Origin of the sequence: Capnocytophaga sp. oral taxon 878 (genome assembly GCF_002999135.1) — a bacterium.
GTDB lineage: Bacteria > Bacteroidota > Bacteroidia > Flavobacteriales > Flavobacteriaceae > Capnocytophaga.
In genome coordinates, this window is the sequence record NZ_CP027229.1 from 982,356 (window position 1) to 1,000,346 (window position 17,991).

Below are 17,991 nucleotides of genomic sequence, written 5' to 3' on the forward strand. Positions count from 1 at the left end.
AGAAGAATACAGAAGATGTTTAAATGGATAAAAGCTAACTTTTGGGGTACAATTGCTGGCTTACTTTTGAGAAACCGAATTACTTTTTTACTACTTATAGTAGCTATTACTGGTGGCTTGGCTACCCAATGGAAAAATGTGCATTTTACCTTCACTGAAGCAAATATGCTGCCCGATGACCATCCTGTAAATATAGAATACAAACACTTCCTTACTAAATTTGGTGAAGAAGGGAACCTTATCTTAATGGCATTGGATGACCCTAAAATATACACTCCTCAAATACTAAATAAATGGATTGCACTTAGTGATGAACTTAAGCAATACAAACAAATAGATGCAGTTATCTCTATCAATAACCTTCCTATTTTGGTGAAAGACACTACTGAGCAACGCTTTATTACCCACAAATTTATTGAAGGAGAAGTAAGAAATCAAGCTCAAGCTGATAGCCTTAAACAAATACTATCGGGTAAACTACCTTTTTACGAAGGACTTATTTATAACAAGCAAAACCACACCTTGCAAACAGCTGTGTATATGAACAAAAAAATTGTAAATACACAAGCTCGGAAGGATTTTATACTGAATGATTTCATTCCTATAATTAATAAGTTTGAAACTGAAACAGGACTAAAAGTCCATACCTCTGGAATGCCTTATATTCGTACGCTAAGTGCTCAAAATATAATGGATGAAATAGGGTTATTCATCTTAGCAGCTTTACTTTCTACCTCGGCTATTTTCTTTTTCTTTTTCCGTTCCTTTAGGGCTATGTTTATCTCAATAGGTGTAGTATCTATTGCGGTAATGTGGGTATTTGGCTTTTTGGGACTTTTTGGTTACGAAATTACTATACTTACAGGGCTTATTCCTCCTTTGGTGATTGTAATTGGGATACCGAACTGTGTATTCCTAATCAATAAATACCAACAAGAAATTAACAAGCACGGAAATCAAGCTAAATCACTGATTAGGGTTATACGCAACGTAGGTAATGTTACCCTACTTACTAACCTTACTACAGCTATTGGTTTTGCTACTTTTATCTTCACAGAAAGCACTTTACTTAAACAGTTTGGGGTGATAGCCTCTATAAATGTGGTTTCTATCTTCTTCATCTCACTGTTGGTGATTCCTATCATCTACAGTTATATGCACATACCACAGGAAAAACACCTAAGACACTTGAAGCGTAACTGGATGGGCGGACTTATCAAATTCATTGAGAATACTGTAAAACACCATCGTATAGCAGTTTTCTGTACTGCTATTGCATTACTTATAGCAAGCATCATAGGTATTTATCAAATAAAAATTTCGGGTAGCTTAATTGAAGATATGCCTAAATCGGCAGCTTTTTTTGACGACATTACCTTCTTTGAGAAGAATTATGGAGGTATTATGCCTTTAGAAATTACCATTAACACAAAGCAAAAGAATGGCGTTACCAAATTAGCTAACTTGAAGCGTATTGATGAACTCTGTACGCATATTGAAGAAATACCTGAAATATCTAAACCTTTATCATTAGTAAATTTAGTAAAATACGCTAAACAAGCGTATTACAACGGAAATCCGCAGTACTACGCTTTACCGACTACGCAAGAACAGAACTTCATACTTTCATACGTAAAAAACTCTAAAGGCAATGCTAATATGCTATCTGCTTATGTAGATTCATTAGGACAAACAGCACGTATTACTACCTTTATGAAAGACATAGGCACAGAGAAGATGCAACAGATAGAAGAAAATATCTATAACAAGGCTCAGAAGCTATTCCCCAGTGATAAATATGAAGTAAAGATTACCGGTAAAGCCTATTTGTTCACTAAAGGTACTAATTATTTAGCTACCAACCTCATTTGGTCATTAGCTTTGGCTATTTTACTTATTGCAATTATTATGGCTTATATGTTCCGTTCATTCAAGATGATAGTAGTGTCACTTATACCTAACTTATTACCACTACTTATTACAGCAGGGCTAATGGGGTATTTTGGTATTCCGCTGAAACCTTCAACGATACTTGTATTTAGTATAGCTTTTGGTATTTCGGTTGATGATACTATTCATTTCTTGGCTAAGTACCGTATGGAACTAGTAGCACGTAACTGGAAAATAAGCAAATCGGTATATGCTGCTTTGCGGGAAACAGGTGTAAGTATGTTCTATACCTCTATTGTTCTTTTATGTGGTTTCTCGGTATTCCTATTATCCAGCTTTGGAGGCACGAAAGCACTTGGAGGGCTTATATCGGCTACCTTGCTTTTTGCTATGATGACTAACTTATTACTTTTACCAAGCCTATTATTATCATTAGAACGTAGCTTATCTAACAAAGATACTTTTAAAGAACCTAAACTAACCATTTTCCCTACAGAAGAAGAAACTACTGATAAAGAAAATAAAACTCTATAATCACTCTATTCATTAGCAAATAATAGACTTTGCTAATAAAATAATCATTATGAAAAACAAAAAACACATTGTAATTGTAGGTGGTGGCTTTGCTGGCCTAGAGCTAGTAAAAGAATTGAACCGCTATGGAAAATACCAAATTACACTGGTGGATATGAATAACTATAATTTCTTTCCACCGTTACTATACCAGCTAGCAGCAGGTTTTATGGAGCCTTCGTCTATTTCATACCCATTTAGGCGTTTGTTCCGTAAGTATAAAAATGCACGTTTTAGAATGGCTACCTTACAAGAAGTAATACCTGCTGAAAACAAGCTCATTTTAAGCAATGGAGAATTAGAGTACGACATATTGGTAATGGCTACAGGAGCTGAATCTAATTTTTTTGGTAACAAGAATGTAGAAGAGAAAGCTATGCCTATGAAAACTGTAGGTGATGCCCTTATGCTGAGAAACTTAGTATATACGCGCTTAGAGCGTGCTACTCGGACTCAAGATAAAGAATTACGCCGCAAGTTACTATCTTTTGCTATTGCAGGTGCAGGGCCTACTGGGGTAGAGTTATCGGGAATATTTGCTGAAATGAAACAGAACATTATGCGCAAAGATTATCCTGAACTTACTTATGAAGATTTGGGAGATATTTACCTGATAGATGGACAAGAAGCTGTACTAAGCCCTATGAGTAAAAAAACACAAGCTTATACTGAAAAATCTTTGCTTAAAAAAGGTGTAAAACTCAAATTAGGTGTATTGGTAACTGACTTTGTTAATGATGAGGTACACCTATCGGATGGGACTATACTTGATGCTAGAAACCTAATATGGGCTGCTGGTATTTCGGCTAAAACTTTTAAAGGTATTGATGACAAACAGCACTTAGGGCGTGGTAGACGTATGAAAACAGATGCTTATAACAAGACAGAAGGTTTTGATAACATCTACGCTATTGGGGACTCAAGTATTATGACTACTGACCCACATTTTCCTGAAGGACACCCTCAGCTTGCACAGGTAGCTATACAACAGGCTAGCAACTTAGGGAAGAATTTCAATAAAGATTTTATAAACCCTACGCCTTTTAGTTATGTAGATAAAGGATCAATGGCAATTATTGGACGCAACCAAGCTGTTGCTGATTTGCCTAAAAATATTTTTCTTAAAGGATTTATAGCATGGGCTATATGGGCTTTTGTTCATATTATGTCGTTAGTGAACTTCCGTAATAAGATGAGAGCTTTGTATAACTGGGTGGGGTATTACATCAGTAAGGACCAGTCATACCGTATGATACTACGCCCTAACGAAAAAGCAAAAGGATAATTATTAACTAGGAGAGAAGAGCCTAAGCCTGAGTAAAAAGATAATGGATATAGCTGCAAAACAATGGAAACAACAACTACAATTTCAGCTGCAAGGTAAAGACTACGAATCATTAATAACCTTAGCAGGTGATATTCCTATCCTCCCTTTTTACACAGAAGAGAATGTTAAAAGTCCTTATACTATAACAACTACTACTGAGGTAGCTGTATCTCTTTTTGTATCGGATAAGGAGCAAACCTTAAAGCGCATTGAGTGGTGGCAAAGCCTCTCGGTGCGCTTTTTTGTACTTACCCTACACCCTAATCTGACCAAAGAAACGGTACTTCAATGGCTTCCCTCTTCCCTACCCTACTTATTGGCAGATACCCTTACTGTTGATACTACAAACTATCAAAATGCAGGAGCCTCTGTAGTACAACAACTGGCTTTTGGGATAGCTAAACTACAAGAAAATAGCCTTACTACAAAACCTATAACACTGAAAGTAGGTATAGGCAGTACACTTCTTTTGGAGATAGCCAAACTACGTGCCTTACGTAGGCTACTGGCAGAACAAACTCCTGCCCTACCCTTCTACTTGATAGCAGAGATATCTAACAGAGGGCTATCCTTATTTAAATCTACTTATAATGAACACTATGTACAGTTAGGATATGAGGCAGCTATATTGGGAGGAGCAGACTATTTGCTACCCAAACAACCTCTTTTTTTCAAGAAGAATAATCTTACTACAGAAAAAGAACAGGTAAACACTATAAGGCAGCTGGCTGCTACCCGTAAGGCAAGTGCTATGAATGGAGTGTATGCCATTGAAACCCTTAGCTATGAGCTATATAAAAAAGCCCTCATACTACTGGAACAAGTACAAAAACAAGGAGGCTTAAAAACAATGCTAAAAAACCGCAACTTACAAAGGCAAATAGCTGAGAAAGCCCAAAAGGAACAAGAACATTTTAACAAACTATATCATAGCTATCTGTTACAAGAGACTTTGCCAGAGCAATACACTCGTAAAGAGTGGGACTTTTTTCCTTTTGGCAATCATAAAGACCAACTACCCCCGCGCAACCTATGGGAGCCTGAAAAATAAAACAATATATCAAAGAACGAACTATTGGAAATTCCCGCTGCAAAGGTGAGGTGTTTTGATAAAGTATACAAATAGTTGTTCCGTAGTGAAACATAGTTGTTAAACTATTTATTGCTAAACTCCTCATTATGAAAGAGACTAATGAACCTATAGCAGGCATATCGCCTTATGAACGTGGCTATAAGCCCATAGGGTATTTAGAGCAAATACCCCTATTACGCCTTATAGATGCTGATGAGAAGCTTATAGTGGTAAAAACTACAGAGGCTATGCTAGAAGCACTGCAACTTAGCCATACAGAGCCTATTTACATAGCTGCTGAAGTGCTTTTGGACGAGATTTCAAAAGAAGAATTTATAAGTAAGTTTGTACCAGATGAACGGCTACGTATTTTAGTAAGCTGTACCTCTGACACTTTTGGCATCATAGCCCTGTTACGTAACTTACGTGCTATTTCGGGTAGGCTAACCCAGAACACACAGCTTCGAATTTGCTGTTATATTCACTCGTTTGGAGAGTATTTGTATGCCCTTATAGCCCAAACGGATGAGCTTATAGCTGATGAAAGTGAGAGACACCTCATTAGCCCAGAAAACCAACTTTTACTTGCCAACACTCTTATTTGCAATACTATAGATCCTTTTTACTAATTCTTAATTCTTAATTCTTAATTCTTTATTTATGCGATTATTCACAACTTTTTTATTAGTTATTGGCTTTGGATTGAGCAGTATAGCCCAAACTAATAGTGCTACGAAAGATGACATTAAAGTAGGCTTGGTACTGAGCGGAGGTGGCGCTAAAGGCTTGGCACACATAGGAGTGCTTAAAGTATTGGAAGAGGCTGGCGTACGTATAGACTATATTGGCGGTACGAGTATGGGAGCTATGGTAGGAGCTATGTATGCCGCGGGCTATTCGGCTAATGAACTGGACTCCATATTCAGGCAAATGGACTTTGACAAACTACTACAAGATAAAACTTCTAGGAGTGCCAAATCATTACACGAACGATATTTGTACGACCGCTATGCCATAGCCCTGCCTTTTAATGATTTTAAAGTGGGGTTACCCCGTGCCGTTTCTAAAGGGCAAAATGTGTATAACGAATTTGTTAAGCTATTATACCCTGTAAGTGAAACTTATTACTTCTCACAACTTCCTATTCCTTTTCTTTGTGTAGCTACAGATATTGAAACGGGAAAGGGAGTAGTACTGGACAGTGGCTTTTTGCCCCAAGCCATTCAGGCTAGTGGTTCATTCCCTTCTTTATTTGACCTAGTAGAAATAGACGGAAAATTCCTTACTGATGGGGGGATAGCTGATAACTACCCCATAGATGAGATTAAAAAGAAAGGAATGGATATTATTATTGGGGTAGATGTACAGAGTCCGTTATCGAAGAAAGAAGACATCAGTTCGGTATTGAGTATTTTTTCGCAAATTACTACCTTTCCTATGGCAGATAATATGCCACGCAAGATAAAAGATACGGATATTTATATCAAACCAAATATTGATGGTTTTAACGTTATTTCATTTGACAAAGGTGAGACAATAATTAATAACGGGAGGGTTGCTGCTTCATTATTTTTGCCTCGGCTAAGAGCTATTGCTGCCCAGCAAAAGCAAACTGAAAGACACGAGAAGGTAGAAAAAATAGACTCTATTTACCTAAAAGATGTGCATTTTCACGGGAATGAACACTTTACGCGCAGTTACTTACGCGGTAAGTTACACTTAAAATATCTTGACCGTAAAATATCATTCGACCAGCTGAATGAGGGGCTTGCAAACCTAATGGCTACCAACAACTTCCACTCTATAAACCACCAAATACGCCATACTGATGAGGGTGAGCATATTGACTTTTTCTTGAGGGAGAACCCACAACGCACTTACCTAAAATTCGGGGTGCATTACGATAACTTGCTTAAAACAAGTTTTATGATGAACTATACCCGTAATTACTTTTTGCAAAATAGTGACTTTCTTTCATTGGACGTTATTATTGGCGACAACCCGCGGTACCGTTTTGATTATTTTGTAGATAAGGGTTTTTATATTAGTTATGGATTTACTTCACGCTTTATGCAGTTCAGTAGGAAGCTGAATACTCGTAGGCTTGCTTACAACACTATTGAGGGCTCGGCTTTGAACCGTATGGATGTGGATGCTTACGACCTTGTGAACCAAGCTTACTTACAAACCCTTTTGGGCAATGGTTTTGTGTTTGGTTTGGGCTTAGAACACAGGAAGATACGCTTTGAAGCTGAACAAGTGTATAGTGCGCCTAACAGCCTGGTATCCTACAAAGAAAACACCCACTTTGGGAGTTTGTATTCTTACATTAAGTACGATAGTTTTGACAACTCTTTCTACCCGACACGTGGTATGCTGCTAAAATCACATTTTAACCTTTATGCCTTTGCCTCTGGCTATAATCTGAACAAGTTTATTACTGGTAAAACTGAATTGGCTTTCGCCTTTCCGCTTCACGATAGAATATCGGCACGTGTAGGGCTGGAAGGAGGGGTAACAATAGGACACTCGGATGTTAATTCACTTGACTTTTTCTTTGGGGGATATAACAAGAACATTTTTGATAACTACAGTAGTTTTTACGGGTATGACTTCCTTAGTTTTGGTGCTAAAAACTATCTGAAATCGGAATTGGTGGTTGATATAAACACTTTTAAGAAACAACACCTGTTACTATTGGCTAATATAGCAAAAGCTGACAACAATCTTTTTGAGAGTTTTAAATGGCATAAGTATCCTGACTATTCGGGGTATGGTATAGGCTACTGTATTGATAGTATTGTGGGGCCTGTAGAGTTGAAATGTACCTATTCACCTGAAATTAGGCAAGCGGTATGGCTGCTGAATATTGGTTATTGGTTCTAATTAGGGGATAGGAGATAGAGATTAGGGAATAGGAGTTAGGAGATAGAGGATAGAGAGTAGGAGTTAGGAGTTAGGGGATAGGAGTTAGGGAGTAGGAGTTAGGAGATAGGGGATAGAGATTAGGGGATAGGAGATAGAGATTAGGGGATAGGAGTTGTATCTAAAAAGGCAGATGATGGTGAGATAAAATATTTAGAAAAAAAATTAGACAATGTAGCTTCTGATGAGCACTTAGTAGCTGTTATTCCTGATGCTAACAAAACCAAAGCCTTTTTTATTGAAACTAAAAAACAGTTAGACCTCCATTCTATAAACACTCAGTTAGATAACTTAGGAAAAACTGGAAAACAAATAGCAAACCTTGCTGAAGACCTCTCTAAAAAAACAAACAACATACTTACTAAAGCATTCTCCGAAGGCTCTAAATTTATAGATGATAAGAATGAGATACTCGAGAACTATATAGAAGCAGCCTATACTTTTAGAAACCGTCCTGATTTATTTCTAAAAAACAGAGAGATTTCTCATAAAACTTTTTCTATTAACAATGAAAAATATGAAATTATAAAACTTCCTGATGGGTTATTAAAAAAAGCTAAAGAACAAGATAACCTAAAAGAATTTATAAAAACAACAAAACATCACATAAGGAATTACATCACAAAAGAAAAAGCTAATACAGATATAAATAGTTATAGAATATCTGATGATATATCAGGACCTCTTTATGATATATTTAAAAGTGCTAAAGGGCAATATGAAGTAAAAGTTATTACATTTGGAACAAGTAATACTGCATTAACCTTATTAATGCACACCGTTTGGACATATAAAATATATATTCAAGATTATAATAAGGATACAGGAGAACTCACACTTCGATACTATCTTTATGATCACTTTGGATTGGATGCTAATGATATTTTTGAACATAGGCAACAGTTTTTTCTTGACTGGTTCATATTACAGCATTTTTATGGATATAAACCTTTTGCTACTGAGTTCTGCTTTGATGAAAAAATCATATTAAAATGAAATTTTTAAAAAACATATTATTTGTTATATTTCTAACAAAATTTTGCATAAGGTTTTGGTTGATTCTTATTCGATCTATAATGTTTAATAGTAACTTTATAAAAGATTTTTTTCTAAATCCCGATGAATTCCAAGAGTATTTTTATACTACTGATGGGATTATGAGGATAATAGGATTTTTTATAGTTTTTATAGTTATTAATCTTTTATTATTTTATCTTTTAAAATACTATATGCGGAAACAGTTTAATAAAAATAATTTTTACTTTATTTATATTTTTATTGTATTAGTATTAACAGTACCAATATTTAGCTTGCTTAAGTATGTTTTTAATTTATAAAATAGTGGGCAAATACTGCACTTTCTAACTTTATCAACTTTTTCCGAAAAATAGAAAAAGGTGCTTTAAGTAGCAATGCCGCTATGCGTGAAGGCACACAGCATTTGTTATCCACCTTTAAGAAAAACCCTAAGAAATATACGCCTGAAAACATTGAGCATTTAGATATGAAGTTTGAAAAAGGTTTAGATGATATCTGTGCTAACTGCCGTTATAACGTGAAGTTTAGGGAAGGACAAAAACCTTTTACTTGTGTTTTCAGGGATTGAGCAGTACCTTTTATGATTTTTTGATTTTTACCAGACAGTAATAATTTTGAATATCCTTTTATACACCGAAGATACTAAATACTGATTAAAATGAATATTGTAGAGATAGAAAATACTGTAAAGGATTTTTTAGACCTTACATTTATAGGTTTCTGCTTTGAACTTCCTATTCATATAGAAAATGATTTTTATATTATAGGACTTGATTACGAGGATAAAGTGGGTATTAGCTGTAAAAACAATTCTGTTTACTCCCTTTCGGACTCTATTCTTTTTATAAATTCTTCCTTAAAACAATTTATTGATTGCTTATTATTTTTTAATGAAACTTTCAGTTTTGAGGAAGAGTATAGTGATGCTTTGCGATCTGAAAAAATGAAGGTGATAAGAAATCATTTTTTAAAAATAGACAAAGAGTGTTTGCTTGAAAATACTTGGTGGAGCTATATATTGGAACAAGTAGAAGATGGTATTTTATAGGGTTATTTGAGGATGTGATAACTGTAGCCAAAATAGTGGATAAAGGGGGGATGTGGTAGCTATGTAGGATGGCGAATTGTTCTTAAAATTTAAAAGTGTATTTTTACGTATAAAAAATTGGGTATAAAATTAGGGCTGAATCATTTGTAAGATTCAGCCCTTTTCATTTCTTTTGTACTGGCAAAACTACCAAAGGAAATGCTAATGGGTGGGCGTAGATATTATTTTGGATAGCTGCTATGGGGGCAAAGAAGTTTTTTACTTTATTTTTAGTGTTTTGGATATTTTGTTGCGAATTATGCAAAAAAAGAGTTGGGAAGAAAGAGGCTGAAATTCAGTAATATAGGTTTACAGTTCGTTTAGAGTTCGTTTATCCTTCGTTATAAGTTCGTTTAAAGTAGGTAAAAGATAAGAGGTAAGAGGTAAGAGAGTGAGGTATGTTGGTTGTCAAAAAAACTGATTACTAATGGATTATATTTTTATGCTAAAAGTGAGATAAGGGGTATCAATTTTTGAAAGATTGGTAATAAAAATTGGAAAAAAAGTTGTTTTCGGCAAAAAAGAGAATTGGTATTTAAGAGGCTTATTATTTGGGAGGTATTGGGTGGGGGATGCTTATATTCTTTGCTAAAGAGAGGGAGAGCAGGGATAGAAAATTGTTAATAGTTACTTGCTAATTGATATTTTTTTAATACCTTTGTGCCTGAAAAAAGCTGATGAGAAAAAGCTAACAACTAAAAGTTATATATAATGAAAATATCAGAATTAGAACCAAAACAGTTATGGGCGAACTTTGCGAGCCTTAATGCCGTGCCTCGCCCCTCAAAGAAAGAAGAGAAAGTAATTGCCTTTATGGTGAACTTTGGGAAAAGTTTGGGTCTTGATACCTATCAAGACGAAGCGGGCAATGTAATTATTAAGAAACCGGCTTCGGCAGGGATGGAAAGTCGGAAAACGGTAGTATTACAGTCGCATTTGGATATGGTACACCAAAAAAATAATGATACGGTGTTTGACTTTGCTACTGAAGGTATTAAAATGCTAGTAGATGGCGAGTGGGTATGTGCTGATGGCACGACTCTTGGAGCTGATAACGGTATAGGGGTCGCGGCCATAATGAGCCTCTTGCAAAGTAAAGATATACCACACCCAGCTATTGAAGCCCTTTTCACGATAGATGAAGAAACAGGAATGACCGGTGCTAAAGAACTAAAAGGAGGCTTACTTACTGGGGCTTACCTACTGAACTTGGATACCGAAGAAGATGATGAAATAGATATAGGATGTGCTGGGGGTGTGGATGTATCGGCTTTTAGAGAATATGACCTTGTGCCTACGCCAAAAGATTCGGTAGCTTTTACTCTTACCATAAAAGGGTTGCACGGAGGACATAGTGGTACCGACATACATAAAGGCTATGCCAATGCTAATAAACTGATGAACAGATTACTGTTTGCTTGTACTGAGAAATTCGGTTTGCATATAGCACAAATAGATGGAGGCGGATTGCGCAATGCAATACCCCGAGAGAGTGTGGCTGTAGTTACCGTAGGCAAAGGTGATGAAGCTGCTTTTAAAGCAGAGATAGCTACCCTTACAAAACATTTAAAACACGAATTTGCTGGAACTGAACCAAGCCTTACAGTGCTGTTAGAAACAACACCTGTACCTGAAATGGTGATGGAAGAAGAGGAGCAAGCTGATATACTACGCGCTTTGTATGCGGCTTACAATGGGGTATACAAAATGAGCCAGACTATGGAAGACCTTGTAGAGACGAGCAATAACGTAGCCCGTGTACAGCTAAAAGACGGAGAGGTGAGCGTATATTGCCTTACCCGCTCGGCTTCGGAAACATCTAAATTTGATTTGGCTAATACCCTTAGAGCGGCATTTGAATTGGCAGGTTTTGAAGTGGAATATACAGGTAGTTACCCAGGATGGGAGCCTAAGGTAGATGCTGAGATATTGGCTATTGTAAAGGGACAATACGAGGAGCTGTTTGGCAGTACCCCTAATGTAGTAGCATGCCACGCAGGCTTAGAGTGCGGCTTATTAGGTACTCATTATCCTAAAATGGAAATGGTGAGCTTTGGGCCTACAATTAAAGGAGCACACTCACCTGCTGAAAGGGTAAATATTGCTTCAGTACAAAAATTCTGGAAGTTTTTATTAGCAATACTAAAGAATATTCCTAATAAATAAGAGATTGACAGGTAGCTGACTAATGTTAAGCTGTAAAAAATCATCAGAATAGAAAAAACAAATCAAGCAAATAATTTGTTTGATTTGTTTTTTTGATTTATTGATTTGGAAGAATTAAAGAGAGAAAAGAGATTTTAAAAATAGTGATGAGCTTATATAAAGAAGTAGCTAACCTTATAGAAATTTTGAGGCACAAAGGAGACATTGAGGCATCGATAATGCTACAAGAAAGTGTAGAGTGTAGTGCTACGGGTAGTGAGGTTTTGATGAAATTAAGATATCATTTAAGTCGGATTTTGGAAGATGGAAATACATACGATAAGCAAATAATTTCATTAGCTAAGACTATATCAAGAGAAATTGAAGAAAAATTGAATTTTTAAGGTTATTGATTTTCAATGAGTTAATAAAAACATTAAAAAAAAATATAAAAAAGTTAGTAAAAAATTTGGAAGATTGAAAAAGTTGCTATACCTTTGCACCCGCAAATGAGAAGATAAGGAGTTTGCTAAAATACTAAGGAGAGGTGCCGGAGTGGTAACGGAGCAGATTGCTAATCTGTCGGCGGGTAACCGTCGCCTGGGTTCGAGTCCCAGTCTCTCCGCAGCATTGAATAACTGATAATTCGGGGCGTAGCGTAGTCCGGTCATCGCGCCTGGTTTGGGACCAGGAGGTCGCAGGTTCGAATCCTGCCGCCCCGACAAGATAAAAAGATATTTCATAAATGCTCCTAAGTATGAGGCATTTCTGAAATATTTTTTTTGGGGAATGGTCACGTAGCTCAGCTGGATAGAGCATCTGCCTTCTAAGCAGACGGTCACAGGTTCGAATCCTGTCGTGATCACGAGAATTTGTTTCATTTTGTATTAAAATTTATGTTCGGAATAACGCAGGGTAAAAGCTCTGCGTTATTTTGTTTTATACCACAAACTTTAAAGATAACAATCAGGATATGCCTGCTAGTAAAACAATCTAAAAAAACATATCATAAGAGAAACGTGTTGTGTTACTATCACCAACCAAAGTTATGACCTAAATAACGCTGATGGTGAGCTCAAATATAAATAATAACAGATAGCCCTTATAAAAAATTTGAGAAACAGTAAAAAAAGCTGTAACTTTGCCCCCATAACGGCACAGTATTTGTACAAAGTATTAACGCTAATAATTTATAATATATGGAACAAAGAACTTCTGTGGATATCAGTCAGATAAACGAAAAAATAGAGCGGGAGAGTATTTTTATTGATGCTCTTACATCTGAAATGAACAAAGTAATTGTAGGGCAAAAACATATGGTGAACGCCCTATTGATAGGATTGCTAGGCAAAGGGCACATTCTTTTGGAAGGAGTACCAGGTTTGGCAAAAACACTTTCTATCAACACCCTTGCCAAATCGGTACACGGTTCATTCAGTAGGATTCAGTTTACACCAGACCTACTGCCTGCTGATGTGATAGGTACTATGACGTATAACATCAAGCAAAATGAGTTTTCTATAAAAAAAGGACCTATCTTTGCTAACTTTGTTTTGGCCGATGAGATAAACCGTGCGCCAGCTAAAGTGCAATCGGCTTTATTGGAGGCTATGCAAGAGCGACAAGTAACCATTGGTGACTCGACCTTTAAACTTGATGCTCCTTTTATGGTAATGGCTACCCAGAACCCCGTAGAGCAAGAGGGCACCTACCCCCTACCTGAAGCACAAGTAGACCGCTTTATGCTAAAAACTGTTATTGATTATCCTAAACTAGATGAAGAACAACGTATTATGCGGGATAACCTTAGCAATAGCTATGCAGTAGTGAACCAAACAGTAAGTTTGGAGCAAATACTTAGAGCACAAGAGGCTGTACGTGAAGTATATATGGATGAAAAGATTGAAAAATATATATTGGATATTATTTTTGCAACTCGTTATCCTGAAAAGTACAACTTGGCTGATTTGAAACCACTTATAAACTTTGGAGCTTCACCTCGTGGTAGTATTAACTTGGCTATGGCTGCTAAGTGTTATGCCTTTATTAAACGTAGAGGTTATGTAATTCCTGAAGATGTACGTGCTGTAGTTTATGATGTATTGCGCCATCGTATAGGTATTACCTATGAAGCTGAGGCAGAGAATATAACTTCTGTAGAGATGATTCAGAAAATAGTAAATACTATTGAAGTACCATAATGAACTCTGCCCGAAGATTGTGGTATTTGGAGTTACCAAGCAATACTAAAAGTGCTAAAAGTGAGCAAACCTAAATCTGACTCTTTAAGCACTTAAGGGAATGATTGTGCTAGTGTATTTATGAATTACTTTGAACACATTGAAAATCATAAAACAATAGCTTACTGCTCATTATTAATTTTAATTACTTATTGTTAAATTGGATACTAAGGAATTACTTAAAAAAGTACGCAAGATAGAGATTAAAACACGTAAACTTTCCGATAATATTTTTGGAGGGGAGTATCACTCTACTTTTAAAGGACGTGGGATGACCTTTAGTGAGGTGCGTCCGTACCAATTTGGCGATGATATTCGCAATATTGACTGGAATGTAACAGCACGCTATAACGAACCTTTTGTAAAAGTATTTGAAGAAGAGCGCGAACTTACTCTTATACTAATGATTGATGTAAGTGGTAGTGAGCTTTTTGGTACCAATCAGCAGTTTAAAAGTGAAGTAATTACAGAAATAGCAGCTACTTTAGCTTTTGCTGCCCTACAGAATAATGATAAGACAGGATTAATACTCTTTTCTGATCAAATAGAGCTTTATATTCCTCCTAAAAAAGGGAAATCACACGTATTGCGTATTATTAGAGAGCTAATTGAGTTTCAGCCCAAGAGTTTCAAGACAAATATAGGTGAGGCTTTTGAATTTCTCAGCCGTGTAATGAAGAAAAAAGCTATTGTTTTTATGCTATCGGATTTTATGGATAAAGGGTATGAAAAGCCTATACAGATAGCTGCTAAAAAACATGATATTACGGGCATCCGCATTTATGATCGGAAAGAAACTGAGTTACCTAACTTGGGCTATATAATAGTAAAAGATGCAGAAACAGGTTCTTTAATGCGGGTAAATACAACATCGGCAACAGTGCGCAAAGAATATTCAAAACAATATCAAGAAACAGTAGGGTACTTTGAGACTTTGTGGAAAAAATCGGGAGCAGGTGTAGTGAGTTGTAGAAGTGATGAAAGCTATACCCAAAAATTATTGGGATACTTTAAGAATAGGTAAAAATAAGATGAAACGAATATTATACTATATATCTTTATTAGTATTTCCTAGTCTTTATGGCCAAGAGGTAAAAGTAGAGGCAAATACTAATAACATCAAAATAGGCGAGCAAATACAGTATAAAATAGCGGTAAAAGCTCCTGCTGATGCTGCTGTGCAATTTCCTGAAGGACAAACCTTTGGAGCATTGGAAATGGTAAAAACACGCCCTGCTGATACTCTTAATGCTTCTGCTAGTTATGAATTAGTAAAAGAGTACTACCTAACTCAGTTTGATGAAGGTAAATATGCTATACCTCCTCAAAAAATACGAATTGGTAACCAGGACTATTTTACTGATTCGCTCCATATAGAAGTACATAACATCGCTATCGATACCCTAAAACAACCTCTGTATGACATTAAACCTATACAAGAAGTTCCTGCCCCTGCAAAGTCTTACTTTTGGGTATGGCTAGGTATAGGTATTTGGCTATTCATCTTAGCTGCTTTTCTTTTTTACTTTTTAGTGATTCGGAAAAAGAAAATTACTTTCCCTTGGCAACGCAAACAACTACCTCCTTTTGATAGAGCTATCCAAGATTTAAAAGACCTTCAAAACTCTAAATATCTTATCCAATCACAACATAAAGAGTATTACACACGACTTACTGACATCGTAAAAGTTTATTTAGAAGATGAAGTACATATCTTGGCTAAAGAAAGTACTACTGATGAGTTATTAGACAAAATTAATGTGCTACAAGAAGAAGGAAAGCTAAACCTTACGGAAGAAACCATCAATAACTTAAAAAGGGTACTCCAAAATGCTGACTTGGTTAAGTTTGCCAAAAATAAACCATCGGACAATAATGCAGAATATGACCGAGAAACTATTGAGAATGTAGTAATAAAAACAAAAGAAGCTATTCCTGAGATACCATCTGAACAACAACTTGATGAACAGGCTTATTTGCAACAAATAAGACTAAAACGTCAAAAACGTAAACGGTTATTAATACGGATAGCTGCTGGAGTAGGACTTTTCATATTCTTATCAGGTGTTGGATTATATTTTGGTTATCGTTCTTTAAAAAACTGGTTATTTAACCCATATATATCAGAACTAAATGAAGGTAAGTGGATTACTAGTGATTATGGCTATCCTATTACTGAACTTACTACACCTAAAGCACTCACCCGTAGACAAATTGTAGATATTGCTGAATATAAATCATTAATAAATAACCAATATAGTTTCTATATGGGTAGTTTGAACTCGGAACTATATATACTTACCAATATTTTTTCATTTAGAGCAGGTATGGATGATAATCAGAATGAGCTACTATTAGACCCACAAAAAGTAAATGAAATAATGCTTAGTGAGTTAGATAAAGCAGGTGCTAAGAATATTACTACCTTACAAGAGGAATACACTACCCCTTCAGGAATAAAAGGTATAAAGGTATATGGAAAAATGACTATTCCTGATGAAGTAGGAAGACCTATGAATGCCTCATACGAGTTATATAGCTTTACTGAGAATAATGCACTGCAACAGCTACTTATTACTCATATTAACGATATAAATGCTGATGAGCTTACAAAAAGAATAGTAAACTCCATTACTTTCAAAAATTAATCATTAATTGTTAAATCTATTCAGCCAGATGTTTAAAGATATTACTTTTGCTAATCCGGAGTTCTTTTGGTTATTATTGCTTATCCCTTTTATGATAATATGGTATATCTATTGGAATAAGAAATCAATGCCTAATACTATATTTTCATCAACCATAGCCTTTAAAAATAGTAGCTCATGGATGGATTATTTATATCACACACTATTCACTTTAAGAATAATAGCTGTTACCTTACTGATAATAGCTTTAGCAAGACCACAAACACATTCGGAAAATGCTAAAACTAAGGTAACTGAAGGAATTGATATTGTAATGGCTATTGATGTATCAGCAAGTATGTTATCTCAGGATTTGAAACCTAATAGGTTTGAAGCTCTTAAAAAAGTAGCATCACAATTTGTAAAAGACCGGTCTAATGATCGTATTGGTTTAGTAATTTATGCTGGAGAAAGTTATACAAAAACACCTGTAACTAGCGATAAAAGCATTATCCTAAACAGTCTTTCAGAACTTAATTATGGACAAATAGAAGATGGAACTGCTATTGGTATGGGACTAACTACAGCTGTAAATAGATTAAAGGAAAGTAAAGCTAAAAGCCGTGTTATTATTCTCCTTACTGATGGTGTTAATAACACAGGCTTTGTAGACCCTCAAACAGCTGCTGAATTAGCAGCAGAGTATGGTATTAAGGTATATACTGTAGGTATTGGTAGTAATGGCATGGCGCTTTCTCCTTATGCCCTTAATGCAGATGGTAGCATAATGTATCGTATGCAACAAGTAGAAATTGATGAACCCCTAATGAAGAAAATTGCCCAAACTACCAAAGGACGTTATTTTAGGGCTACTAACAATCAAAAGTTAGAACAGATTTATAATGAAATTAATAAATTAGAAACCAGTAAAATTGAAGAGTTTAAATACACAGAAATTGATGAAAAATTTAGAAACTTAGTTATTATAACTGCTATATTATTATTGTTAGAGTTCTTATTAAAACATGCTATTTACAGAAATGAATTATAATTAAAAAATAATATCA

The 17,991-nt window shown here is 35.6% G+C and carries 14 protein-coding genes and 3 tRNA genes; all 17 read left to right on the plus strand.

Annotated features, from left to right (window positions below; genetic code table 11):
• Positions 1-15: 15 nt before the first annotated feature.
• The 17 genes from C4H12_RS04420 to C4H12_RS04505 all read left to right on the plus strand — a co-directional run bounded on the left by C4H12_RS04420 (position 16) and on the right by C4H12_RS04505 (position 17,975).
• Positions 16-2,424 carry an RND family transporter gene (locus C4H12_RS04420; RefSeq protein WP_106097858.1) on the plus strand — a complete coding sequence of 803 codons (2,409 nt, stop codon included), beginning with the start codon at positions 16-18 and terminating at the stop codon, positions 2,422-2,424.
• Between the two features lie 49 nt (positions 2,425-2,473).
• Positions 2,474-3,748 carry an NAD(P)/FAD-dependent oxidoreductase gene (locus C4H12_RS04425; RefSeq protein WP_106097859.1) on the plus strand — a complete coding sequence of 425 codons (1,275 nt, stop codon included), beginning with the start codon at positions 2,474-2,476 and terminating at the stop codon, positions 3,746-3,748.
• Positions 3,749-3,791: 43 nt separating this feature from the next.
• Complete coding sequence (locus C4H12_RS04430; protein ID WP_106097860.1) at positions 3,792-4,841, plus strand: methylmalonyl-CoA mutase family protein; 1,050 nt, start codon at positions 3,792-3,794, stop codon at positions 4,839-4,841.
• A gap of 128 nt (positions 4,842-4,969) precedes the next feature.
• Positions 4,970-5,491 carry a hypothetical protein gene (locus tag C4H12_RS04435; protein ID WP_106097861.1) on the plus strand — a complete coding sequence of 174 codons (522 nt, stop codon included), beginning with the start codon at positions 4,970-4,972 and terminating at the stop codon, positions 5,489-5,491.
• A 31-nt stretch (positions 5,492-5,522) separates the two neighbouring features.
• Entirely contained in the window at positions 5,523-7,748 is a 2,226-nt protein-coding gene (locus tag C4H12_RS04440; RefSeq protein ID WP_106097862.1) for a patatin-like phospholipase family protein, read from the plus strand.
• Positions 7,749-8,558: 810 nt separating this feature from the next.
• Entirely contained in the window at positions 8,559-8,783 is a 225-nt protein-coding gene (locus C4H12_RS04445) for a DUF3289 family protein (RefSeq protein ID WP_106097863.1), read from the plus strand.
• 424 nt (positions 8,784-9,207) lie between these two features.
• Positions 9,208-9,393, plus strand: a complete 186-nt coding sequence (locus tag C4H12_RS04455) for a hypothetical protein (protein ID WP_106097865.1) — start codon at positions 9,208-9,210, stop codon at positions 9,391-9,393.
• Positions 9,394-9,483: 90 nt separating this feature from the next.
• Positions 9,484-9,873 (plus strand): immunity protein, encoded by a 390-nt coding sequence (locus C4H12_RS04460; protein ID WP_106097866.1) that lies wholly within the window; start codon positions 9,484-9,486, stop codon positions 9,871-9,873.
• 750 nt (positions 9,874-10,623) lie between these two features.
• On the plus strand, positions 10,624-12,078 hold the full coding sequence (locus C4H12_RS04465) for an aminoacyl-histidine dipeptidase (protein WP_106097867.1): 1,455 nt from the start codon (positions 10,624-10,626) through the stop codon (positions 12,076-12,078).
• Positions 12,079-12,224: 146 nt separating this feature from the next.
• On the plus strand, positions 12,225-12,461 hold the full coding sequence (locus C4H12_RS04470) for a hypothetical protein (protein WP_106097868.1): 237 nt from the start codon (positions 12,225-12,227) through the stop codon (positions 12,459-12,461).
• A 137-nt stretch (positions 12,462-12,598) separates the two neighbouring features.
• Positions 12,599-12,682, plus strand: a tRNA-Ser gene (locus tag C4H12_RS04475).
• Positions 12,683-12,704: 22 nt separating this feature from the next.
• Positions 12,705-12,779, plus strand: a tRNA-Pro gene (locus tag C4H12_RS04480).
• Between the two features lie 69 nt (positions 12,780-12,848).
• Positions 12,849-12,922 (plus strand) — tRNA-Arg (locus tag C4H12_RS04485).
• Positions 12,923-13,256: 334 nt separating this feature from the next.
• Positions 13,257-14,258, plus strand: a complete 1,002-nt coding sequence (locus tag C4H12_RS04490) for a MoxR family ATPase (RefSeq protein ID WP_106097869.1) — start codon at positions 13,257-13,259, stop codon at positions 14,256-14,258.
• 199 nt (positions 14,259-14,457) lie between these two features.
• Positions 14,458-15,321 carry a DUF58 domain-containing protein gene (locus C4H12_RS04495; protein ID WP_106097870.1) on the plus strand — a complete coding sequence of 288 codons (864 nt, stop codon included), beginning with the start codon at positions 14,458-14,460 and terminating at the stop codon, positions 15,319-15,321.
• Positions 15,322-15,328: 7 nt separating this feature from the next.
• Positions 15,329-16,945, plus strand: coding sequence for a BatD family protein (locus C4H12_RS04500; RefSeq protein WP_106099424.1), 1,617 nt, complete (start codon positions 15,329-15,331; stop codon positions 16,943-16,945).
• A 28-nt stretch (positions 16,946-16,973) separates the two neighbouring features.
• A complete protein-coding gene (locus tag C4H12_RS04505; RefSeq protein WP_106097871.1) occupies positions 16,974-17,975 on the plus strand; it encodes a VWA domain-containing protein in 1,002 nt (333 codons plus the stop codon).
• The last annotated feature ends 16 nt before the right edge of the window (positions 17,976-17,991 follow it).

Bases quoted from the DNA above. Each gene is read 5' to 3' on its own strand.
- C4H12_RS04440 (WP_106097862.1), top strand. From the start codon at position 5,523: ATGCGATTATTCACAACTTTTTTATTAGTTATTGGCTTTGGATTGAGC.
- C4H12_RS04505 (WP_106097871.1), top strand. From the start codon at position 16,974: ATGTTTAAAGATATTACTTTTGCTAATCCGGAGTTCTTTTGGTTATTA.
- C4H12_RS04420 (WP_106097858.1), top strand. From the start codon at position 16: ATGTTTAAATGGATAAAAGCTAACTTTTGGGGTACAATTGCTGGCTTA.
- C4H12_RS04425 (WP_106097859.1), top strand. From the start codon at position 2,474: ATGAAAAACAAAAAACACATTGTAATTGTAGGTGGTGGCTTTGCTGGC.
- C4H12_RS04460 (WP_106097866.1), top strand. From the start codon at position 9,484: ATGAATATTGTAGAGATAGAAAATACTGTAAAGGATTTTTTAGACCTT.
- C4H12_RS04500 (WP_106099424.1), top strand. From the start codon at position 15,329: ATGAAACGAATATTATACTATATATCTTTATTAGTATTTCCTAGTCTT.
- C4H12_RS04470 (WP_106097868.1), top strand. From the start codon at position 12,225: ATGAGCTTATATAAAGAAGTAGCTAACCTTATAGAAATTTTGAGGCAC.
- C4H12_RS04490 (WP_106097869.1), top strand. From the start codon at position 13,257: ATGGAACAAAGAACTTCTGTGGATATCAGTCAGATAAACGAAAAAATA.
- C4H12_RS04435 (WP_106097861.1), top strand. From the start codon at position 4,970: ATGAAAGAGACTAATGAACCTATAGCAGGCATATCGCCTTATGAACGT.
- C4H12_RS04465 (WP_106097867.1), top strand. From the start codon at position 10,624: ATGAAAATATCAGAATTAGAACCAAAACAGTTATGGGCGAACTTTGCG.
- C4H12_RS04430 (WP_106097860.1), top strand. From the start codon at position 3,792: ATGGATATAGCTGCAAAACAATGGAAACAACAACTACAATTTCAGCTG.
- C4H12_RS04455 (WP_106097865.1), top strand. From the start codon at position 9,208: ATGCGTGAAGGCACACAGCATTTGTTATCCACCTTTAAGAAAAACCCT.
- C4H12_RS04445 (WP_106097863.1), top strand. From the start codon at position 8,559: ATGCACACCGTTTGGACATATAAAATATATATTCAAGATTATAATAAG.